Source organism: Peptoniphilus gorbachii, from assembly GCF_016908115.1.
In the GTDB taxonomy this organism is placed as follows: domain Bacteria; phylum Bacillota; class Clostridia; order Tissierellales; family Peptoniphilaceae; genus Peptoniphilus_A; species Peptoniphilus_A gorbachii.
The window spans coordinates 104,307-127,264 of record NZ_JAFBDH010000006.1; the positions used below are offsets into that span (position 1 = coordinate 104,307).

Consider the following 22,958-nt stretch of genomic DNA (forward strand, 5'->3'; position numbering starts at 1 on the left):
AATCGAGAGGTGTAAAATGAAATTATTAGAAGATAGAATTATAAATGATGGAAGAATTTTAGATGGAAATATTGTAAAGGTAGATTCATTTTTAAATCACCAATTAGATATAAAATTTTTAGATAAACTTGCTGAAGAAATGGCAAATTACTTTAAAGGTAAGAAGATTAATAAAATACTTACAATTGAAGCAAGTGGCATTGCTCTTGCCACAGTTGCATCAAAGCATTTTGACGATGCCATGGTAGTCTTTTGCAAAAAACAAAAAACTTTAAACATAGGCGATGATGTCTATGAATCAAAAGTTGAATCCTTTACCACTAAGAAAAATTATACAATTACAGTTTCAAAAAGATTTTTATCTCCTGAAGACAATTTACTTATAATAGACGACTTTCTTGCAGAAGGAAATGCTCTTAAAGGATTAATTGATGTTGCAAATCAAGCAGGGGCAACTATATCCGGAGTATCTGTTGCCATTGAAAAGGGCTTCCAAGATGGTGGAAAAATTATAAGAGACATGGGCTACGATTTACTTTCTCTTGCCATTATTGATTCAATTGAAGAAGGAAAAATTAGCTTTAGATAAATTTTAGAATATAAAAAATATTTTATGACAAAAAATTGCCGAGAAGATATCTTCTCGGCTTTTGTCATTTTATTAAGTTTTTTAAATTCTAAATTATTTATTTGCAATTTCTATTAGTGAAGACTTTAAGTTTTCTTCAATCTTTCTTAGTTCAAGTGATGCTTCTTCACGCTTCTTGTGTCCTTCAATTTGAATTTGACGAACATCATTTAGAGCTGATATAAGTTGGTCATTTGTGTGTTTTATTGTTTCTATATCAACTATTCCCCTTTCAGAAAGCCTTGCAGTATCAACTGTAGTTTGCTTTAGAGTCTCTGCATTTTTCTTCAAAAGTTTATTAGTTAAATCAGTTACTTCCTTGGTGCTTTTGGCAGCTGCCTTTGAGTGATTTGCACCTAGGGCAATTACCATTTGAGACTTCCAAAGAGGAATTGTATTTACAATTGTGGATTGAATTTTTTCAACCATAACTGTATTTGACGATTGCACCATTCTAATTTGTGGCGCCATTTGAATTGAAACCATTCTTGTTAAGTCCAAATCGTGAAGCTTCTTTTCAAACCTACTAATCATATTTACATAATCATTTGCCACTTGTGCATCTACAGGTAGGTTTGTCTCCTGTGCCTTTGCTTGAAGTTTTGGAAGTTCAACATTTGTAGCTTCTTCCAGTTTTTTTCTGCCAGCAAGTATGTACATACTTAGTTCCTTGTAATAATTTTCATTTAGTTCATACATCTGGTCAAGCATGGCGATATCTTTCATCAAAGTGACTTGATGATCTTCTAGAGTTTTTATAATATTGTTGACATTTTTTTCTGCAGAATCATATTTTGTTTTAAGAGAAGTTACTCCATTTAATTGTTTTTTGAAAAAACCAACTAATTTGTTGTCCTCTTCATCTATATCAAAGCTTTTAAGTTCATTTACAACTCCAGATAATAAATTTCCAACTTCGCCAAGATCTTTAGTCTTAACACTTTCAAGAGTTTTTTCTGAAAAATTAGAAATTTTTCTCTGTGCACCAATACCATATTGTAAAACTATATTTGAATTTGTGATATCAATAGTCTTTGCAAATTCTTCAACTTGTTTTTCTTCTTCAGGACTTAATTTCACTTCATTTTTTTCGTCAACTAATTTTATTTCATGCACTTCATTGTCTTTATTTAGATCTTCGAAATCATCTGTTAAGGATAATTTTATTTCTTTATCCATTTTATTTTCCTCCTAAATTAAAATTATCTTGGTCTAAAAGTCCTTCTTGTCTAAGCATTGATTTTAAAACGCTCATGTCACTAGATAGATCCATGATTTTTTCTTGGTAAATATTATCTAACATTTTCATAAATCCATCATTTACTAAATCCATAGTTTGCTCCATAGATTTTAAAGACGATTTTACTGAATCTGTTGGTTTTTCACTAAGCTGGATGTAATTATCCATGAGCTTTACTGTAGTTGGCAGGTAAAAATTTATGACCTTATCTAAATCCTTTGCTGTATTTGGATTTTCCTTTAAAAGTTCAAAAATCTTTCCAACTATTTGTAAAAATTCACTTATCTTAGCTTTCATTGGTTCTCTAAGTTTTGGAAGCATTTCTGTTAAAGTTGTGACATCTTTTTTGGCCTTAGCTGAATATTCTTCTACAAGAGCATTGTTTTCCTTTTCCTCTAGCTCCTCATACCTTTCTTTGGGGTCGCGAAGCATTTCTTCCTTGTAGAGCTTATAGGTATTGGAATCTAATATAAAAAGTTCTCCATTTTCTACAATGCGAGCTTGTCTATAATAATCTTTTTCAATCATATTTAAGAGGTCATTTATTGTAAAATCAATTGGCTTTGCAGTTATAGCAGCAAGGTCAGCTGTTGGTATAACTGTGTTATTTCCAATTTCACGATTGTACTTTCTAAACCTAATTATTTGGTCTTTAGCTTTTTTTACTTTGTAATTTAGATAAAAAGAAATTACAAGGGCAGGTAGAACCCAGAAAATTAAAGCTGGGAGATCTTCTCTTACAGACCCGTAAGTATCAAACATATCCATGAGAAAACCAAATAAAGCAAAAAGATGTCCCACTATTGAGACTTTTGCGACAAAGCCCCAAGTCTTCACTCTTTTAACAGTTTTTGGGTTTTGGTTTATTATTCTGTCATCATTTTGCACGCTATAGGGCAAATTTCTCTTGTTTTTATTTATAAATTTGCTAATAGAAGACTTAGTCACATCAATAGCCGTGTCAATTCCCTCGCCTATTAAATCGCCTATTTCCTTAAAATTTTCTTCTCTAAAAGCAGTATTAATTTTTTCTTCAAAATTTTTTTCATTTTCGCTTTTTCTCATAATTCACCTCAAAAACCTATGACAATACCTCCAATGTCTGCGTAACCAGAGGAAAGCCCATTAGTATGTCTCACGTGAACTATTACACCTTGGTATAGTTCTTCAATTTTATCTTTAATTTGCTCTGCACGCTCTTTGTTTTTGACATAGGAAATTGTAATAAGATTTGGTGTGCCTACTTTGCATTCACTTCCAATTGCCTTAATCATCTTATCAAGGGATTTTTTTATACCACGATTGATTTCAAATAGTTCAATATCTCCATCCTTTGAAATCATAATAGGCCTAATATTTAAGACATCGGCAATGAGACCAGCAGACTTTTTTATTCTTCCATTTTTTATTAAATTTTTCATGCTTTCAAGGACAAACATAGTTGTAGAATTGTTAACTTCACTTTCAATGGCAGGCACAACTTCTTCAAAACTTTTATCTTTAACTAAATCTAAAAGTTTTAAGACAATTCTTGTGTGTCCAGCTGAAGCAGCTTTTGTGTCGATTACATGAATTTTTATGTTCTTAAACTTTTCCCTTGCTTCCTGTTCTGCAATTTTGGCAGAATTATAAGAGCCAGATAATTTTGATGAAATTGTAATTAGATAAAGATCCTTGTCGGAATTTTCTTCAATAATTTTTAAATAATCATATGGTGATGGACAAGCTGTCTTTATTGCATTTTCTGTCTTTTCCATTTTGTCCAAATATTCTTCAATATTTAAATTGTCATCATCTTCATACTCAACGCCATCAATGGAAATTTTAAAGGGTACATATTCAATTCCCAATTCTTTTATTTCTTCTTTTGATAAATCACAACTTGTATCTGATATTATTTTGTACATTATATGCTCCTAATTCAATTTTTCTTCAATAATTTTTACCAGTTTATCAGCATCTTGTGAAAGTTTATAAGTGTCTTCGCCTTCTATCATAACACGAACAAGAGCTTCTGTACCAGATGGTCTAATTACAACTCTTCCACTTCCGTGATAAGCTTTTTCCACTTCTTTTATTGCCTTAATTATATCAGGAAATTCTTCATATCTATTTTTTAAATCATCACGAACACTTGCATTTTTTAAAACTTGAGGATAATCCTTCATCAGTCCATTTAATTCTGATAATTTTTTGCCAGTTTTTTTCATAATTTCTAAGAGATGTATTCCTGTTGCAAGTCCATCTCCAGTAGTATTGTAATCAAGGAAAATTACATGACCAGATTGTTCTGCACCAATTACATAATCATCCTTTAACATCTTTTCCAAAATATACCTATCTCCAACTTTTGTTTCTATAAAATCAACATCAATTGTTTCAAGATATTTTTTTAGTCCCATATTTGACATAATAGTACCAACAGCTGCATTATTTTTAAGTTTATTATTTTCTTTTAAATAAGTTGCAGCAATTGCCAAGATGTGATCTCCATTTACAACTTTACCCATTTCGTCAACGGCAATAATTCTATCGGCATCACCGTCAAAACTCATGCCAATATTTGATTTTTCTTTTTTTACAAGTTCTTCAATTAATTTTGGATTTGTAGAACCACAATTGTCATTTATATTTTTGCCATTTGGCTCATTATTTATAATTTTTACACTTGCCCCATATGACCTTAAAACTTCTTCAGCAATAAAGGATTGAGCTCCATTACCTGCATCGATAGCAACTTCAAGGCCATCAAACCTCTCATCTGTTAAACCCTTTAAGTAAGAAATATATTTTTCAGTGAACTTATTAGATCTATTTACTCTTCCAAGTTCATCACCTATTACATCTTTATAAATTTTTGTAGTGGAAAGAACTTTTTCTTCAATGTCATCTTCAACCTTGTCATCAAGTTTAAGTCCCTCACTTGAGAAAAATTTTATGCCATTATATTCAAAGGGATTGTGTGATGCAGAAATTGAAACTCCACAAAGGTAGTCCCCAGTTCTTGTTAAGTATGCAACTCCTGGTGTAGGAATTACTCCAGCCACATCTACATCAAGACCAATGCTCATAAAACCTGCAATTAGAGAAGATTCTACCAAATCTCCTGAAAGCCTTGTATCTCTTCCAACTAAAACTTTTCCCTTTTTATTTTTTGTAAGGACAAAAGCTGCTGCCCTTCCAATATCGTAACATAATTTTGGAGTTAATTTTTGATTGGCAATGCCACGAACTCCATCTGTCCCAAATAATCTTGTCATTTTATCACCTATAATTTTTATTTATATATTCTAGTAAGTAATCTTTTTTGTTTTTCTCTGGGTCATCTAAAACTAAATTTTCAAGATCTTTTAAAATTTTTCCAATAATCTTTCCCTCATTAAAACCCAAAGCTTTTATGTCATTTCCATCTATTTCTAAAAACTTTTCAGTTTTCATCTCTTTTTCGTCTAATAATTCTTTTACCCTATTTTTCCTATTTATAATAAAGCTTGCATCGCGATCTATTCTTGTGCACTTGCAGTCGGCTATAAGTAAGTCGTAGAGATCTAATACATTTTCTCTTCCCACTCTTTTTATTTGCCTTCTCAGTGCCTTATCTGTCATTTCGCTATGGACCTTCATGTGGTCTAAAATTAAAATTTTAACTTTATCTATAATTTTATTAGAAACCCTTAATCTTTTTAAAATTTCAGAAACTAAATCTGCCCCTAAAATTTCGTGACCGTAAAAGTGTCCCCTTCCATCTTCTCCAATGGATAATGTATCAACTTTTGATATGTCATGAAAAAGTGCAGCAAGTCTAAGAGCTAAATCTGGCTTTACTTCATCCATTACACAAATTAAGTGGTCAAAGAGTGTTTTGTCGTGGTAGGGAGAAAATTGTGAAAATCCTACTGTCCTTTTTAATTCAGGAAAAATTACATCGAGAACTCCTGTCTCTTCCATAAGTAAAAGATAATAAGAAGGTCGATCTGATGTAATCATCTTAGAAAATTCATCAAAAATTCTCTCAGGAGAAATTTTTTTGAGAAGTTTTCTTTCAAAGGAAATTGCATCAAAAAGTTCATCGTCAATGTATAAATTTAACCTTCCTGCAAATCTAATTGCCCTTAAAATCCTTATGGCGTCTTCTTTTAATCTTTCATTAGGTCTTCCAACAGCTCTTAAAACTTTATCCTCTAAATCATTTTTTCCGCCAAAAGGATCGTAAAGTTCTCCCTTAGAATCCATTGCCATGGCATTAATAGTAAAGTCACGTCTTTTTAAATCTTCTACTAAATTTTTTGAAAAAATTACATTTTCTGGTTTTCTAAAATTTTTATACTTGCCATCAATTCTAAAAGTAGTAACTTCGTAAAGAGTTTCATCAATAAGAATGCCAATTGTACCAAATTCTTCGCCAATTAAAATAGTTTTAAAATCTTTAAAAACCCTTTTGATTTCTTGAGGCTCTGCAGAAGTTGTGATGTCATAATCGTGAGGAATAAGACCTAGAAGTTTATCTCTCACACATCCACCTACAATGTAAGCTTCGAAACCTACTTCATTTAATTTATTTAAAATAAATAGCACTTCTTTTGGCATTCTATCACCCTTTTTATTATATCATATTGTACTTAATTTAAAATTATATAATTATTCTTCATCTTATTTATGATATAATGAAGAAAATTGGAGGTATTGTATGAAAAAAATATTTATTGTTTTAATATCTTTATCTTTAGCACTTAGCTTAGTAGGATGCGGCAAAAAAAGTGCTAAAAGTGAAAAAAGTAACAATGCAAAAGTTTCTTCTGCTGCAGTAGAAAAAGAAGCTGATGAAGAAGAAATTACTACATCAAATTTTGATAAGGAATCTGTAAATGAATTAATTAAAAATTCCGACTATATTTCAAGAATTAGGGTTTCAACTTCTACTGCTGAAGGTATGAATACATCTTTCTTAAAAGATTATAAGGGCGACCTTTCACAAATTGAAATAAGTTTTCCAAAAACTTTAAGTCCAAATAAGGAATATATTGTTTTTTATAAGGATGATGAAAAGGGCGAAGTTTCTCCTACTGAAAGAGATGGATCTTTTATTGAGCTACAAGGCGACAAAGATTCTAACTTAATTTATATTGAAAAACAATTTGACCCAAATTCTTATACATCTTCATTAAAAAGTAAATAAAAGAGGAGAGTAAAAAATGAAAAAAGTAAAATCAATTTTATTTTCACTGATCTTATTAATTTTTATAAGTTCAAATGCAATTGCTGCTAAAAGTCCAGAAATTCAATACAATGGAAAAATAGTTAAATCTGATGTTGCTCCTTTTATAAGAGATAACAGAACTCTTGTGCCAATAAGATTTATTTCAGAAACTTTGGGATATGAGGTTTCATGGGATAATAATGAAAGACTTGTAAGTGTTAAGGGCAAAGATACTAAAATTGAATTAAAAATCGATTCAAAAAAAGCAAAAGTAAAGGGTAGCGATGTTGAACTTGATGCTCCTGCTCTTATAAAAGACAATCGTACTTTTGTTCCCCTAAGATTTGTTGCTGAAAATTTAAAAGCAGAAGTTAAATGGGATAAGGAAAATTTTAAAGTTATTATTAATGACACTACAAAGACTTCTTTAAATTTAAAAACTGACGAAGAAACATATGTAAAAGAAATTAAAAATTTGCAAAATGATTTAACTAAGTCTATTGCAACTTTAAAATCTAGCTTTTTTGAAAATGCAGCAAATCTTTCTGATCAAGATTTAAATGCTGCCTACGAAAAAGCAGATTCAGAAATTAGAAATATTGTTGATAAAATCAAAAACACTAGTGTGCCAGAAAAATTTAAAAATTCTCACAATTACACTTTAAAGGCAAGTGAAAAGGCTTTAGAAATTTTACCAGGTCTTAAAGAATCTATTATCACTAAAAATGAAGATTCTGCCAAAAAACTTATTGTTGAACTAAATGATTTCCAAGTGAAAATGCAAGAAGCAAAAGACTCCTTTGAAGCTGCAATAAAGGGAGAAGATTATAAGGTGCAAAAGGACATCCAAGTTTACAATGACGAAATAGAAAAGAAAGATAGGACAGATAATTTATTGCAAGATGAAACTTTTAAAAATATTTTTAAGAAATTTTAAAATCAAAAAATCATAAAAAATCCCCTCATCTCTGAGGGGAAATTTTTTGTCTTTTTTTACTTTTATCAATTTAAAAACTTAGTGTTTTAAACTTGCTGCCTTTTTTAAGTAGCCTCTATTGTATTTGTTTTCTCCTTCTTCCATATTTCTCTTTGCTTGTGAAAGCATTAATTTTATTCTGTTAAATTGATTTACTTCAGAAGCTGAAGCATCATAATCTATTGGAATAATATTTGCTCTATCGTAGGAATTTCTTATTGCCTTTATTACACCCTTGCCTGTTATATGATTTGGAAGGCATCCAAAAGGTTGTACGCAGACAATATTTTCTACCCCTGACTCAATCAATTCTACCATTTCGCCAGTTAAAAGCCAACCTTCTCCATATTGATTGCCAAGGTCAACATATTTTTCTGCATATTCAATAATATCTTCAATTTTTTCTGGAACAATAAATCTTGTAGGTTCAAGAGCCATTCTAATATATTTTCTATAGGATTCAATGTAAGAAATTCCCATTTCACAAATAAAAGCTGTAAGTCTTGATTTAGAAAGTTTCTCAGCCTTTGCCCTTGCATTTTTAAAGGAATACATCATAAAATCTGTAAGATCTGGTATTACAACTTCAGCTCCTTCTTTTTCAAGAAGTTCTGCCACATGATTATTGGCAGCTGGGTCATACTTAACTAAAATTTCTCCAACAATTCCAACTTTTGGCTTCTTTTCATTTGTTATTTCAAGTCTATTAAATTCTCCAATCATTTTATTTATATTGGATATAAAAGTTTTTTTGCTGTAATTTAAATTTTCTGATGTAGTAATGTCAATCCATCTGTCACGCAAAATATTAGCTGAACCCTTTATAACTTCGTAAGGTCTTGTTGCTTGAGTAAGTCTCATAATAAGATCGGCATAAAGCATTCCTTGAATTAATTTTCTGCCAAGCCTTACCAATTGTTTTTTATCAAATTCAAAACCTGTGTGCTTTTCAATTCCTTGGAAGGATAAACCAATTACTGGCACATGACCATAGCCTGCATCCTTTAGGGCCTTTCTAATAAATCCAACATAGTTTGAAGCTCTGCAAGCTCCACCAGTTTGACTCATAAGAAGTGCCAAGCGATTTGTGTCATATTTTCCAGATTTTACTGCATCTATAAATTGTCCAACTACAAAAATTGATGGATAACAAGCATCGTTATTTACATATTTTAATCCTTCATTTACAACTTTGTGACCAGAATCTTCTAGAAGTTCAATATTTATTCCCTCTTGTCTTAAAATTGGTTCAAAAATACTAAAATGAAGTGGAGCCATTTGTGGCATTAAAATTGTATAATCTTTCTTCATTTCCTTTGTAAACATTACTGGATTGTCATCTAAAAGTCCTTCTAATTCTGCATCAATTTTTTCAAATTCTCTTTTTTCTGCTGCTTCAATTAAAGATCTAATTCTGATTTTTATGGCACCTAAATTTGAAACTTCATCAATTTTTAAAACTGTATAAATTTTATTATAGGCCTCTAAAATATGTTGTACTTGGTCTGTTGTAACTGCATCAATTCCACAACCAAAGGAATTAAGTTGAACAAGCTCTAAATTTTCATGTTCACCAACAAATTTTGCGGCTCTATAAAGTCTAGAGTGATAATTCCATTGATCTAGAACTCTTAGTTTTGAATCAATTTCAACATTTCTTGCAATTCCATCTTCAGAAATTACAGCAAGACCAAGGCTTGTAATAAGTTCAGGGATGCCATGATTTATTTCTGGATCAATATGATAAGGTCTACCTGATAAAACTATTGCCCTTTGATTTTTCTTATTAACTTCTTCTAGAATTCTATTTCCTTCATTTAAAATGTCAAGTCTATATCTATCTTGTTCTTCATAAGCTGCACGCACAGCTTTTTTTACTTCATCTTTTGGTATAAAGTGGAAGACTTCAGAAAGTCTCTTTTCAAGTTTTTTTCTGTCATCAAAGGATATAAAAGGATTCATGAATTTTACTTTGCCATCAATTATTGCATCGACATTATTTTTTATTACTTCAGAATAACCTGCAACTACAGGGCAGTTTAAAGTGTTATCGGCATTTTTAAATTGCTTTTCTTCATAAAATACAGCTGGATAAAATATAAAATCTATTCCCTTTTCTATTAAATCTTCTATATGACCATGAGAAATTTTGGCAGGATAGCAGGCAGTTTCACTAGTAATAGTTTCTATCCCCTTTTCATAAATTTCTCTTGATGATTTACTTGAAAGGACTACAGAATATCCAAGTTCTGTTAAAAATGTGTGCCAGAAGGGATAATTTTCATAGATATTTAAAACTCTAGGAATACCAACTATACCACGTTTTGCTTCTTTTTCTGGAAGAGATTTATAATCAAAAACTCTTTCATATTTATAGCGATACATGTTTGGAAGTTCATCTTCCTTATTTCTTACGCGACCTGCTCCCTTTTCACACCTATTTCCTATAATATACCTCTTTCCATTTGGAAAAATATTTACAGAAAGGGCACAATTATTTGTACATTGTCTACAATTTGTAGAAATTGATTTGTATTCAAATTTTTCTAATTCTTCTTCAGAAATTAAATTAGATTTACCTGTGGATTTTTCTTTAGAGATTAGTGCCATGCCAAGGGCGCCCATAAGTCCTGCAATATCTGGTCTTGTTACATCAACACCAGTTAAATTTTCAAAGGCCCTTAAAACTGCATCAGACAAAAATGTTCCGCCTTGAACTACTATGTGTTCTCCTAATTCCTTTGGATCTCTAATTTTTATTACTTTTTGTATTGCATTTCTAATTACAGAATAGGCAAGTCCTGCAGAAATATCTGGAACTGATGCCCCTTCTTTTTGTGCTTGTTTTACATTTGAATTCATAAAAACTGTGCAGCGTGAACCTAAATCCACTGGCTCTCTTGATAATGTGGCTTCCTTTGAAAATTCTTCTGCACTCATACTTACTGAATGGGCAAAAGTTTCAAGAAAAGAACCACAGCCAGCAGAGCAAGCTTCATTTAATAAAATAGATTCTATTACACCATTTTTTATTTTCATGGACTTCATGTCCTGTCCACCAATGTCTAAAATAAAATCAACTTCTGGATCAAAATACTTAGCAGCAGTAAAATGTGCTATAGTTTCTACTTCTCCAAAATCTAAATTTAGAGCTGCTTTTAAAAATTCTTCACCATAACCAGTTGTACCACAGCCTGCAAAATATGCTTTTTCATTTTTTTCCTTATAAATTTCTTTTAGATTTTCTATGGCAATTTCAAGTGGGTTTCCCTTATTTGAGCCGTAGAAACTATATAAAAGTTCATTTTTATCAGAAATTGCAACAAGTTTTGATGTAGTTGAACCTGAGTCAATGCCCAAATAAATTGGTCCCTCATAAGTTTTTAAATCAAGTTTTTTTAAGGACTTCGTCTTATGTCTTTCACGAAATTCTAAAACTTCTTCATCACTTGTAAAAAGTGGCGGCATTACTGTACTTTCTTTTATATTTATATCTGCCTTATTGTTGACCCTATTAAAAAGTTCAACAAAAGAGATTGGTTTTGAATCAAAACTTGAAAGTGCCGCTCCAAGTGCAACAAAAATTTGTGAATTTTCTGGAGAAATTATTTCATCTTCACTTAAATCTAAAGTTTCCACAAATCTTTCCTTTAACATTGGCAAGAAGTGTAGAGGTCCACCTAAAAAAGCAACATTTCCCCTAATAGGTCTACCACAAGCAAGATTTGAAATAGTTTGATTTACAACTGATTGAAAAACAGAAATAGCAATATCTGATTTACTTGCACCTTGATTTATTAAAGCTTGGACATCGGTTTTTGCAAATACACCGCAACGTGATGCAATTGGATATAATTTTTTATAATTTTTTGCCATTTCATTTAAGCCAGATGCATCAGTTTGAAGAAGAGAAGCCATTTGATCTATAAAGGCTCCAGTTCCTCCAGCACAAATGCTATTCATTCTTTGTTCAACAGAACCTTTTAAATAAGTTATTTTAGAGTCTTCTCCACCAAGCTCAATGGCAACATCAGTCTTTGGAATAAAACATGATATCGCCTCTCTTCCTGCCACAACTTCTTGAATAAAATCGATATCAAGGAATTTATGAACTGATAATCCACCACTTCCAGTTACGTTTACAGTAACTGTATCATATTTAAAATCATCATAAACTTCATTTATTACATCTTTTACAGTTTTTCTAACATCTGAAAAATGTCTTCTGTAAGTTTTGTACAAAATATTCAATTTTTCATCTAATATTACAAGTTTAACTGTTGTAGAACCAACATCTAATCCCATATGAATTAGCATACTCTACTTCTCCTTTCAAAATAAAAAATAAATAAGTATAATTTATTTTTAAAACCTTTTTAATAATTTATTTGAATTAAGATAATTTTTATTAAAATTATTGAAAAATAATTATTGCACTTTAGAAGCACTTAATCAATATATTTTTTAAATAAAGTTTGATATTTATTATAAAAATATTAAACATTTCTTAACATTTCGTCTTCCTCTATTATAAACCACTTTTGTGTTTTTTAGTGAAATATTTAAATTCTTTTAAAGTTTTTTGAAAAAAAAAGAGAAAGTTAATTCTCCTCTTACAATTTAAATTTAATTTTAAAAATAAAAAAAGATAGGCCCATAACCTATCTTTCTTTTAAATAATTAGTCTTCAGGATTTGGAGCTCCAACTGGACAAACAGCTGCACAGCTACCACAATCGATACATTGAGCTTCGTCAATTGAATAAATATCTCCTTCAGAAATACATCCAACAGGACATTCTGGTTGACATGCACCACAAGCGATGCAAGAATCATTAATTACATATGCCATTTTATTTACCTCCATAAAATTATACCAAAATTTATGAATTTTTATATTCATAATGTTCTGTCATAATAATAACATAATAATTTTAAATTTTCAATCATTATTGTTCTTTTTTTATGATTAAATTTTTATTTTTCTATGCCTTTATATTAATTTCCCCAAATTAATGAGCTTTTATAAGGCTTTTAACTTTTAAAATTTTTAAAAAATTTATTTTATAACTTTTAAACTATTCATTAAAACTAATAATTCATAGCATTTTACTATGTTTTATTCTTCCCTAAAAACTCTAAGAGAATTTAATATACAAATTAAGGCAACTCCTACATCTGCAAAAACTGCAAGAGGCATAGATACATATCCAACTGCACCAAAAATTAAAACTAGAACTTTTAAAAATAAAGCTATAAAAATATTTTGGTAAGCAATCTTTTTTACTTTTTTTGCAATGTCAATTCCTCTTACAACAGAAGAAATGTCATTTTTTAATAAAACTATATCAGAAGTTTCTATTGCTATATCGGATCCACTGCCCATACTTATACCAAGATAAGCACTTGCAAGAGAAGGTGCGTCATTAGTTCCATCTCCTACAAAGGCAATTTTTTTATTTTTTTCAATTTTTTTAATTTCCCTAACTTTATCATCAGGAAGAAGTGAGCCCTTGTAATAATCTATTCCAACTTCACTTGCTATTTCCTTAACTACATTTTCTTTATCACCAGAAAACATATAAGTCTTAATTCCCCTATTGTGAAGATTAATTACACTTTCTTTAACACCATCTTTTATCTCATCTTTTAATTTAATTATTCCTAATATTTCCTTCTTATCTGCAACAAATACATCTACGTAATTAGAATTTGATTCATTTTCAAGTTTTAAAGAAAAATCATCCATTAATTTTTTATTTCCAACAAGATAAGTTTTTCCTTCTAATTCAAATTCAATTCCCTTTCCACCAAAATTCTTTAAATCTTGTGGAATTTTTTTCGTTTCAAAACTTTTTACAATTGCCTTTCCAATTGGATGTGTTGAATACATTTCTCCAACAGAAGCAATTTCTAAGATCTCATCTTTGGAAGCTTTTATTTCTTCAACTTCTGCAATTGTAAATTCTCCATTGGTAACTGTACCAGTCTTATCAAAGGCAATCCCCTCTATATCAGTTAGAGCTTCAATAGAATTTCCACCCTTTACAAAAATTGATCTTCTAGAAAGTGAACCTATTCCAGCAAAAATTGTCAAGGGAACAGAAATTGCCAAAGCACAAGGACAAGATATTACTAAAAATATTGCCGCCCTATAAATTGATTCTTTAAAAGTTAGTGAACTTGCAAAATTTAAAACTAGGAAAAGTAAGACTGCAAGTCCTATGACAATAGGTGTGTAAATTTTTGCAAATCTTGTGATGAATTTTTCAACTTTTGCCTTGCTACTACTAGCGTTTTTAACCATATCTATTATTTTTGCAATAGTTCCCTCTTTATATTCTTTTGTAACTTCAACTTCTAAAGAGGAATCTAAATTCACAAAACCAGAAGTTATTTCATCTCCAACTTCAAGAGAAATTGGTGCAAATTCACCAGAAATATTTGAAGTGTCAAGATTTGATGAACCCTTAATTATTTTTCCATCAAGTGGCACTTTTTCTCCAGGCATAATTACAATAATTTCACCCACAGAAACTTCTGCAGGATCAACTTTTTTTATTGCATCAGCTTTTTTTAAATTTGCAAATTCTGGTTTTAATTTTAAGGCTTCTCTAATTGATTTCTTTGAACTATCTACAGCCCTATCTTGAATTATTTCGCCAACAGTATAAAATAGCATTACAGCAACAGCTTCGGCATATTCTCCAGCAATTATGGCTGCAATAGATGCCACAGTTATTAGAAATTTTTCATCCATAAAATTTCCAGTAGCAATTTTTGAAATGGAAGCTTTAACTACGTCGTATCCAATAATTACATATAAAACTATATAAGAAACAAATCTAATTTTTTCAGGAAGATTTAAAAAATGTAGAAATATTATTCCAAAAAAGACAAAGATACACTTGTAAATAGAAAAGTTTTCTTCCTCCTCTTCTTCCTCAATCTCTTCATTTAAATCTTCTGTAACTGTTACGCCATCTTCTATGGAGTCAACTATTTCTTGAATCTCACTTTTTAAATCCTTAGATTCTTTTTCAGATTCAAAAGTAAGCTCATCATTTAAAAAATCGTAGTTGAGATTTATCATGCCAGGCGTATCTTTAAGTTTTTCTTCAATTTTTCCTGCGCAGTTTGCACAAGTAAGTCCCTTTAAGTGAAAAATATATTTATTCATAATTACCTCCCAAAAAATATAATTCGATACTTGTTCATATATTCATTATATGCCATTTAAGATTATTGTCAATACAAATTAAACTTTAATTTTAAAAAATATATGAGATAATATATAAAGAAATTTCCATGTGAAGTTAGTCTTTAAAAACTTTTTAAATTTTTTGTAAAAAATAGTTGACAAAAATCAACTGGTCCGTTAGAATAAATAAAGTAAGTTGCTAAAGAGTGACCTTCGATTTGGAGAAATACTCAAGTGGCTGAAGAGGCTCCCCTGCTAAGGGAGTAGGTCCCGATAGGGTCGCGAGGGTTCAAATCCCTCTTTCTCCGCCAATGGTGAGGGCCTTTAGCTCAGTTGGTTAGAGCGCCCGGCTCATAACCGGTAGGTCCCGGGTTCAAGTCCCTGAAGGCCCACCATTAACTTGCCCAGATAGCTCAGTCGGTAGAGCAGAGGACTGAAAATCCTCGTGTCGCTGGTTCGATTCCGGCTCTGGGCACCATAAAGAGTACCAATTCTGTTGGTACTTTTTTTTTTCAAATATAACTTAATAATATAATTATATTAAAAACACACTAACATTTATTGTCAGTGTGTTTAAATTCCTCATCATTAATTTTTTCAAAAAGTTCTGGTGGATACAAATAATCTTACTCTTCTTCATCCACAATTCTATACCAACCCTTTTCAATGCTTATTACTTGATAAATCTTTCCATGAATCATATAAACTGGATCAGATTTACCTATATATTTAAATTTCATAAGCTATCTCCTATACTTAGCTTTAATATTTACAAACTATAAATTTTATTATTTTTTACATTAGAATAGATTATTTATTTGTCAAATATTCTAAGCATATTATTCCAATTACTTATCCCTATAACGAGGACCAAATTGAGCTATTAAAATTGTATTTTTTTCAACCCTATAAACAATTCTATTCTTATCGTCAATTCTTCTACTCCAATACTTTGATAGGTCTCTCCTCAATGGTTCAGGTTATCCAATTCCTTCCTAGGGACTTCTTTCAATGTTCTTTATAATTTTTTAAAATTTTTTTTAAAGTTTTTTTATCTTCCTTCAGCTAATAATTAAAATCTTCCCAAGCACCATCAGACCATGATTTTATCATCAAAATCTAGCTTATGAATTTTTCCCTTCCCTTCTTCAAGCTCTTTTATTGATTTCCCAAGTCTTTTAATATTTTCTTGAGAATAAAAGGGATCAGCTAATATTTCAAAGGGGATTCTTTGCTCATTCACCAACTTAGTTACATATACAGTAAGTGCTGAAGTCATATTAAGTCCCAATCATTTACAAATATCTTCCATTTGTTTTTTTAGTTCAGAATCTATTCTAAAATTTATTGTAGCTCGACTCATAAAGCCACTCCTCGTATATATATCACGACACATTGTGTATAAAACGTTATAATAAATAAAATAAATTGAAAATATTAATTTAAATGATTTTAATATGACAGGACTCCATAACATCTATTGCAGATTTTTTCTTTTCATCTGTGAGTCCTTCTGTTAAATTTTTATATAGATAAATATTTTTTTCTGGCAAAAATCCCTTTACAAGTAAAGCATTTGAAACTACGCAAATATCTGTTACAAGACCTAAGAAATAGATACTATCTATTCCCTCTTTTTCATCTAAATTTTTTAAATAGTTTCCAAGTTCAACTGAAGCAAAAGTATTTTTTTCAAATTTTTTCGACTTATCAAAAGATTCTGTCTTTTTTAATTCATCTGCAATTTCGTGACCCCAGCTTCCTTTTATACAGTGCTCTATTGGAAGATTTTCACCTTCCCTTGTCTTTAAATAATCTTCATAATGGGTGTCTAAGGTGTAAATTACTTCTCCCTCAAATTCCTTTACCTTTTCAACAACCTTATCTAAAAGTTTTTCTGTCTTTTCTCCCTTTAGAGATCCGCTAATAAAATCATTTTGCATGTCAATTACAACTAATACCTTCATATTCTCACTCCTTTTCACTATGATACAATAAGTTTTACATAATTAAAAGTTAACTGTATAATATTTTGGGGTGAATTATGAAATACAAGAGCACTATAAAGGCAGAATTTTTATACAGAAAAAATAGATTTATAGCAATTTGTAAAAAAGGTTTTTTAAGCTTAACAGTTTATGTTCCAAATACTGGCAGGTGCAAGGAACTTCTCACAGAGGGTGCAACAGTTTTTCTAACTTATGATGACAATCCCAATAGAAAGACTTCTTACACTTTAATTGCTGTTATGAAGGGCGAAAAAATGATAAATATTGATTCCCAAGCTCCCAACCAAATTGTGGAAGAAGCTCTATTAAAAAATAAAATTGACTTAGGATTTAAATATAATAAAATAAAAAGAGAATACACTCATGGCGATTCACGCTTTGATTTTTATTTAGAAGGGGAAAATAAAAAGGCTCTTTTAGAAGTTAAGGGCGTAACTTTAGAAAAAAATGGCATTGTCGCCTTCCCCGATGCACCAACATCAAGAGGTCTCAAGCACATAAAGGGTCTCATAAATTCAAGGGATGAATATTTAACTTACCTTTTATTTGTAATTCAAATGAAAGATGTAAAATTTTTCACGCCAAATTATTTGACAGATGAAAATTTTTCAAAGGGACTTTTAGAGGCAAGTAATAATGGAGTTAAAATTCTTGCTTATGACTGCCTTGTTAGGAGAAATTCTCTTGAAATTTCAGAAAAAGTGCCTGTGATTTTGGAGGAAAAATGGAATTTAGACTAGCAAAAGAAATAGATAGAGAAAAAATAGAAAAAATTTATGAAGATGGTTCCCTTAAATTAAAATCTCTTGGCATAAATCAATGGCAAGGAAAGGAAAAACCAAATCTCAATGATTTTACAAATTTAGAGGACAATAAAATTATTTATGTCCTTGAAGATGAAAAAGAAATTGTCAGTACCCTAATTATTTATGATCACGATGATGATTATGAAAATAATCTTCATGGAAAATGGAATAGTCCAAAGCCCTACCTTGCTCTTCACAGAATTGCAACTTTAAGCTCTCAAACAAAAAAAGGCTACGGAAGAAAAATTATTGAATTTGCTGAATCTTATGCAAGAGAAAATAATTTTAAATCTGTGAGAATTGATACCCATAGAGAAAATAAGTCTATGCAAAGTCTTTTAAATTCTCTTGGCTATTCTTATGTGGGCATAGTTTATCTTGGTGGCACAAGAGAAAGATTTGCCTATGAAAAAATATTGTGAGGTTAATATGTTTAAAGAAAAAGAAGACAAGAGGTTTATAAAAATTTTTAAGGAGGGCTCTCTTACTGAGTCAATACAAACTCTATTAGACACTGAAACGGGAGTTAACTATATACACCTAAGCGCAGGCTACGGAATCAGCCTCACTCCCCTTTTAGACAGCGATGGAAAAGTTGTAGTTTCAAGTCAAAGAGAGATACAAAATTATATTGAAAGAAATTAAAAAAAGCCACAGCTTACTAAAAATCTTAAAGTAAACTGTGGTTTTTATTTAAATTAAAAGTGGCAAGAAAACTGTTGCTAAACCTAAGAATATGAAAAAACCAAATACATCTGTAAAAGTTGTAAGAAAAATTGATGATGCAATGGCTGGGTCCACCTTTATCTTATCTAAAATAAGTGGAATTAAAAATCCCATGGAGCAGGCAATTATCATATTAGCAATCATGGCTAGAAATAAAATAAATCCTAAATAAATATTGTGATGCCAAAAAACAAAAACTGCCGCTGCTAAAATTCCTATAATTGCACCTTCAAAAAGTCCCAAAAATATTTCCTTAAATATGAGTTTATAGTCTTCTTTAAGAGATAATTCTCCCCTAGCAAGAGATGTCAGTATAATTGAAAGAGTTTGTGAGCCAGCATTTCCGCCCATTCCCGTTACAATTGGCATGGCTGCAGATAGGACTACAACTTGCGAAATTGTGGATTCAAAACCCTTAACAACTGAAGATGCCAAAAAGGCTGTCAGTAAATTTACAATTAACCATGGAATTCTTGATTTAAAAGAATCCATCAAAGATGAATCGTAAACTTCGTCTGCATTTACACCGTGCATCTGCAAAATATCTTCGTTGTGTTCTTGATCAATTATGGCGATAATGTCTTCTGATGTTATAACACCTAAAATTGCCATATTGCTATTTACAACTGGCAAAATATCTAGTTCATACTTACTAAATAAATTTGCGGCAACTTCTTGATCGTCTGTTCCATATACATAAAAGTCTACTTCTTTTAAAATATCTTTAAGTGGCTTTTTTGCATTGGAAACTAAAAGATCTCTTATTGTAACTATGCCTTGAAGTCTGTGATAATCATCTGTTACAAAAATTTCGTCAATAATTTCTGTCTCTGGCGAAATAGCTCTAAGTTTTTTTATAGCTTCTTCTGCCGTCAAAGTTTCTTTTAAGGCAATAAAATTTGTGGTCATTATACCACCGGCAGATTCTTCATCAAAGGAAAGAATCATCTTTAAAGTGTTTTTCTCTGCACTTTTCATTGAATATAATATTGCCTTTCTCCTAACAGTAGAAAGAACTCCCAAGAGGTCGGCTACTATAGAAGTTTCCATGTGAGAAAAAATATCTATTAAATCATCATCAGTAAAATATGCCATCATCCTTGCACTTAAATCATCTTCTGCCGATTCAAAAAGTAGTGCCATGTTTTCCTGGCTTATTAAACTTAAAAAAGTTTCCAGCTCTTCATCTTCTAAATCTTCAACTTCAAGGGCAATATCAACAGGGTGATATTCATCAAAGAGACTATTTAAGAGCATCCCATCTTTTATATTTATTATTTTTTTAATTTCTTCATTTAAATCCATTTTTTTCACCTGCCAAAGTTTCTAAATCTGTTACAAAAGAAGAAATATCATTTTTCATTCCATTTGTATAATGTGAGTACATCAAATATAGTTCATTCTTTGCCCTAGTCATAGCCACATAAAAAAGTCTTCTCTCTTCACAAAAAAGCTCCTGGTCCTCTCTTATTGCATCAAGGCTTGTAGTAGATGGCAAAGTTCCCTCATATAAGTCTACAACAAAAACCCGCGAAAATTCAAGACCCTTGGCAGAATGAATAGTGGAAAAAGTTAAATTTGCCTTGTCACTTCTTGGCTTTAAAAGATCGTACTCCAACTCCTTTAATCTTCCAATAAATAAATCAAGAGAATTTGCACTTTTTCCAATTAACTTTAAATAATATAAATATTCATTTAAAGTCGCCTCTGTCTCCATAAATCTCTTAGAGTTTTCCCTTAAATATTTGCCATAACCCATTTCCTTGTCTATATAATTAATTGCATCATAGACATCACTTCTTGCAATTTTTTTAAATCCAACTAATAATTTATTGATGTTTTTGTGGTAATAAGAAGGAAGTCCTGGATAGTCCTTTAAAATATTAAAAATATTTTTTCCACGATTTCTCTTCATATAGTCAATATGTTTTTTGGAAATATAACCATCTAATTTAAAATAAAATTTTTCGTAGAGATCAATATCTGATAGGTCTCGTGAAAAATTCAAAATATCTAAAATATCACGAGTAATAAAATGGGAAAAGAACTTAGTTTTTTTGTCCTTAATATTAAAATTATAATTTTTTCTCTCAAAATACTCCACAAGACCAATACTGGAAAGATTATTTCTATATAAAACACAAATATCGCCAGCGTCCTTTTTCATTTCCTTTTCAATAAAGGCATATTGGTCTTTTGGTTCCTTGACCTTAATTATGTTTACAGGTTTTGCAAAAGGATTTTCTGTTATTACAGTTTTTTCAAATCTATTTTCATTTTGTGCAATAAAAATATTTGAAATATTTACAATATTTTTTGTAGAGCGAAAATTTTCTTCCATATAAAAAGTTGCTAGGTCAGGATATTCTTTTTCCAGCTTAAAAAGTTCTTCAGTGTTTGCCCCTCTAAAACCATAAATTGACTGGTCATCGTCAGCAACAACAAATAAGTTGTTATCAGGTTTTGCAAGAAGTTTTAAAACTTGAAATTGGCTCCTACTTGTGTCCTGACCTTCATCAAGCTGAATAAACTTAAACCTGTCTCTATATTTTTTCCTGATAGAAGCGTCACTTTTTAAAATCTCATAGGAAAGATTTATCATGTCATCAAAATCAATTAAATTTTTATCTTTTTTATATTTCTCATAAGTTTCGTAAAACTTAACAAAATTATCAGTGTCGCATCTTTTTGTTTTTGCAAAAGAATTGGGACTAAGCATCATATTTTTGCAGTAGCCAACTTCAGAAATTGCCATCTCAATACGCTCTTCTGTGGGATAAGTTTTATTTACATCTCTATAAATGTCCCTTAAAATTTCATATTTTTTCTTTAAATTTGAATCAATTAAACTTAGAGTTTTGCCAGATTTTTTTGAATAATCACGAACAATAGAATAGCAAAAGGCATGAATTGTAGAAAATAAAATATTATTCTCGCCAAACATTAAGTTGTAACGCATTTTAATATCAAGAGCTTGTGCCTTTGAAAAAGTTATAGTAAGAATATTCTTTGGGTCTACTCCTCTTTCTAGTAATCTCTTTGTCCTATGTAAAATCATCGTTGTTTTCCCTGCACCTGGAACAGCAAGAACAAGACCAGGTCCTTTAAAATGTTCTACTGCTTTTAATTGATTAGATGTTAAATTCACTTTCTGTCCTCCCCTTCTAGTGTAAACTATTTCATAATTATTTCAAATCTATTTTTTTAACATTGACATTGTGATATAATTTAAATATAAACTGGTTTAGGGGGTATTACTATGTTAATGACAAATTTCTTGCAAAAAAGAAAGTCTGTCAGAAATTTTAAAACGGACACAGTTCCAAGAGATGTCTTGGAAAATATAAAATTACTTATGGATGAAATGGATCGTGAAGAAAGTGGCATAAGTTTTTCTCTTTATGAAAATGGAAAAATTGTCGCAGATGGACTAAAAGGTAAAGCAGGCTACGCAGGAGTCATGATAGAAGCTCCACACTACATAGCCTTAGATATTAATGGAAAAAAACCACTTAACATATTAAAGGGTGGCTATTGTCTAGAAAAATTAAATACAAAAATAGTTGATCTTGACCTAGACACTTGTTGGATAACAGTTGATAGCGTTGATGAAGATACAAAGAAAGCAATTTTCGGAGAAAATGGAACTGGAATAGATTATTTAATTGCCATTGGCTATGGACAAAAGAAAAAATTATTTGATCCAGAAGTTACAAGTTCAAGACTTACTGTAGAAGAAATTGTTTTCGCAGAAACTATTGGACAAGCAATTTCTATAGAAACACTTGAAAATTATGGACTATTTGATGTGTTTTCATCAGTAAGATATGCACCAAGTCACAAAAATTTCCAACCATGGAGATTTGTCCTTAAAGGATCAAATGTAGAAGCTTATATGGTAAAATCTGAAGAAGACAACAGATCTTTTATAGATATGGGTGTTGTTTTATTCTACATGGAAGAAATGCTAAAAACAATTGGCATAAATAAAAAATGGACAATAGACTTAAAGGATGCAGGAAAATACTATTATATTGGATTCTTTACAATATAAATTTTAATTCACTATTTTAAAAATATAAAATCATAACCACCCGTAAAACGGGTGGTTTGATCACGGGCTATAAGCCCGAGTGATACCAACCAGCGTCTCAAGGCGCTGGTTTTCACTTTGTT

The 22,958-nt window shown here is 30.5% G+C and carries 20 protein-coding genes and 3 tRNA genes; 10 read left to right on the plus strand and 13 right to left on the minus strand.

The window, feature by feature from the left end; genetic code table 11:
- Positions 1-16 precede the first annotated feature (16 nt).
- Positions 17-589, plus strand: coding sequence for a xanthine phosphoribosyltransferase (locus JOD41_RS06845; protein WP_205052173.1), 573 nt, complete (start codon positions 17-19; stop codon positions 587-589).
- 93 nt (positions 590-682) lie between these two features.
- Here JOD41_RS06845 and JOD41_RS06850 read toward each other — a convergent pair whose 3' ends face one another.
- Genes JOD41_RS06850 through JOD41_RS06870 form a run of 5 tightly spaced genes read right to left on the minus strand, consistent with a single transcriptional unit; the run spans position 683 to position 6,455 of the window.
- On the minus strand, positions 683-1,807 hold the full coding sequence (locus JOD41_RS06850; protein ID WP_205052174.1) for a toxic anion resistance protein: 1,125 nt from the start codon (positions 1,805-1,807) through the stop codon (positions 683-685).
- Between the two features lies 1 nt (position 1,808).
- Positions 1,809-2,933: a 5-bromo-4-chloroindolyl phosphate hydrolysis family protein gene (locus JOD41_RS06855; protein WP_205052175.1), complete on the minus strand. Its 1,125-nt coding sequence runs from the start codon at positions 2,931-2,933 to the stop codon at positions 1,809-1,811.
- An 8-nt stretch (positions 2,934-2,941) separates the two neighbouring features.
- Positions 2,942-3,775 carry a DegV family protein gene (locus tag JOD41_RS06860; protein ID WP_205052176.1) on the minus strand — a complete coding sequence of 278 codons (834 nt, stop codon included), beginning with the start codon at positions 3,773-3,775 and terminating at the stop codon, positions 2,942-2,944.
- Positions 3,776-3,784: 9 nt separating this feature from the next.
- Positions 3,785-5,128: a phosphoglucosamine mutase gene (glmM, locus tag JOD41_RS06865; protein ID WP_205052177.1), complete on the minus strand. Its 1,344-nt coding sequence runs from the start codon at positions 5,126-5,128 to the stop codon at positions 3,785-3,787.
- 4 nt (positions 5,129-5,132) lie between these two features.
- Positions 5,133-6,455, minus strand: a complete 1,323-nt coding sequence (locus tag JOD41_RS06870; protein WP_205052178.1) for a CCA tRNA nucleotidyltransferase — start codon at positions 6,453-6,455, stop codon at positions 5,133-5,135.
- A gap of 100 nt (positions 6,456-6,555) precedes the next feature.
- Here JOD41_RS06870 and JOD41_RS06875 point away from each other — a divergent pair, with 100 nt between their 5' ends.
- Both JOD41_RS06875 and JOD41_RS06880 read left to right on the plus strand, forming a co-directional pair.
- Positions 6,556-7,044: a hypothetical protein gene (locus JOD41_RS06875; RefSeq protein WP_205052179.1), complete on the plus strand. Its 489-nt coding sequence runs from the start codon at positions 6,556-6,558 to the stop codon at positions 7,042-7,044.
- 16 nt (positions 7,045-7,060) lie between these two features.
- The gene (locus tag JOD41_RS06880; protein ID WP_205052180.1) at positions 7,061-8,002 is read left to right on the plus strand and encodes a copper amine oxidase N-terminal domain-containing protein; all 942 of its coding nucleotides are present in this window, start codon (positions 7,061-7,063) and stop codon (positions 8,000-8,002) included.
- A gap of 78 nt (positions 8,003-8,080) precedes the next feature.
- Here the strand turns inward: JOD41_RS06880 and JOD41_RS06885 are convergent, their stop codons facing one another.
- From JOD41_RS06885 to JOD41_RS06895, 3 genes are all read right to left on the minus strand, one after another.
- The gene (locus tag JOD41_RS06885; RefSeq protein ID WP_205052181.1) at positions 8,081-12,358 is read right to left on the minus strand and encodes a 2-hydroxyacyl-CoA dehydratase; all 4,278 of its coding nucleotides are present in this window, start codon (positions 12,356-12,358) and stop codon (positions 8,081-8,083) included.
- A 363-nt stretch (positions 12,359-12,721) separates the two neighbouring features.
- A complete protein-coding gene (locus JOD41_RS06890) occupies positions 12,722-12,892 on the minus strand; it encodes a DUF362 domain-containing protein (protein WP_156699955.1) in 171 nt (56 codons plus the stop codon).
- Between the two features lie 267 nt (positions 12,893-13,159).
- The gene (locus tag JOD41_RS06895; protein WP_205052182.1) at positions 13,160-15,220 is read right to left on the minus strand and encodes a heavy metal translocating P-type ATPase; all 2,061 of its coding nucleotides are present in this window, start codon (positions 15,218-15,220) and stop codon (positions 13,160-13,162) included.
- A gap of 241 nt (positions 15,221-15,461) precedes the next feature.
- Here JOD41_RS06895 and JOD41_RS06900 point away from each other — a divergent pair.
- The 3 genes from JOD41_RS06900 to JOD41_RS06910 all read left to right on the plus strand — a co-directional run bounded on the left by JOD41_RS06900 (position 15,462) and on the right by JOD41_RS06910 (position 15,719).
- Positions 15,462-15,552 (plus strand) — tRNA-Ser (locus tag JOD41_RS06900).
- 7 nt (positions 15,553-15,559) lie between these two features.
- Positions 15,560-15,636 (plus strand) — tRNA-Ile (locus tag JOD41_RS06905).
- A 7-nt stretch (positions 15,637-15,643) separates the two neighbouring features.
- Positions 15,644-15,719 (plus strand) — tRNA-Phe (locus tag JOD41_RS06910).
- Positions 15,720-16,089: 370 nt separating this feature from the next.
- On the opposite strand, the gene JOD41_RS09295 is transcribed toward JOD41_RS06910, so the two are convergent.
- The 3 genes from JOD41_RS09295 to JOD41_RS06925 all read right to left on the minus strand — a co-directional run bounded on the left by JOD41_RS09295 (position 16,090) and on the right by JOD41_RS06925 (position 17,208).
- The gene (locus tag JOD41_RS09295) at positions 16,090-16,212 is read right to left on the minus strand and encodes a type II toxin-antitoxin system YoeB family toxin (RefSeq protein WP_338046854.1); all 123 of its coding nucleotides are present in this window, start codon (positions 16,210-16,212) and stop codon (positions 16,090-16,092) included.
- A gap of 122 nt (positions 16,213-16,334) precedes the next feature.
- Positions 16,335-16,520, minus strand: a complete 186-nt coding sequence (locus JOD41_RS06920; RefSeq protein ID WP_205052183.1) for a hypothetical protein — start codon at positions 16,518-16,520, stop codon at positions 16,335-16,337.
- 163 nt (positions 16,521-16,683) lie between these two features.
- Entirely contained in the window at positions 16,684-17,208 is a 525-nt protein-coding gene (locus JOD41_RS06925) for a cysteine hydrolase family protein (RefSeq protein WP_205052184.1), read from the minus strand.
- A 77-nt stretch (positions 17,209-17,285) separates the two neighbouring features.
- Here JOD41_RS06925 and sfsA point away from each other — a divergent pair, with 77 nt between their 5' ends.
- Genes sfsA through JOD41_RS06940 form a run of 3 tightly spaced genes read left to right on the plus strand, consistent with a single transcriptional unit; the run spans position 17,286 to position 18,701 of the window.
- A complete protein-coding gene (gene sfsA, locus JOD41_RS06930) occupies positions 17,286-17,990 on the plus strand; it encodes a DNA/RNA nuclease SfsA (RefSeq protein WP_205052185.1) in 705 nt (234 codons plus the stop codon).
- Entirely contained in the window at positions 17,975-18,478 is a 504-nt protein-coding gene (locus tag JOD41_RS06935; protein ID WP_205052186.1) for a GNAT family N-acetyltransferase, read from the plus strand. Before sfsA ends, JOD41_RS06935 begins: the two co-directional genes overlap by 16 nt.
- Positions 18,479-18,485: 7 nt before the next feature.
- Positions 18,486-18,701: a DUF6440 family protein gene (locus tag JOD41_RS06940; protein ID WP_205052187.1), complete on the plus strand. Its 216-nt coding sequence runs from the start codon at positions 18,486-18,488 to the stop codon at positions 18,699-18,701.
- Between the two features lie 48 nt (positions 18,702-18,749).
- Here JOD41_RS06940 and mgtE read toward each other — a convergent pair whose 3' ends face one another.
- Together mgtE and JOD41_RS09300 are read right to left on the minus strand one after the other, a co-directional pair.
- A complete protein-coding gene (gene mgtE / locus JOD41_RS06945; RefSeq protein ID WP_205052188.1) occupies positions 18,750-20,087 on the minus strand; it encodes a magnesium transporter in 1,338 nt (445 codons plus the stop codon).
- Entirely contained in the window at positions 20,074-21,930 is a 1,857-nt protein-coding gene (locus tag JOD41_RS09300; RefSeq protein WP_205052189.1) for a UvrD-helicase domain-containing protein, read from the minus strand. Before JOD41_RS09300 ends, mgtE begins: the two co-directional genes overlap by 14 nt.
- 111 nt (positions 21,931-22,041) lie before the next feature.
- On the opposite strand from JOD41_RS09300, the gene JOD41_RS06955 reads away from it, so the two are divergent.
- The gene (locus JOD41_RS06955; RefSeq protein ID WP_205052190.1) at positions 22,042-22,836 is read left to right on the plus strand and encodes a nitroreductase family protein; all 795 of its coding nucleotides are present in this window, start codon (positions 22,042-22,044) and stop codon (positions 22,834-22,836) included.
- The last annotated feature ends 122 nt before the right edge of the window (positions 22,837-22,958 follow it).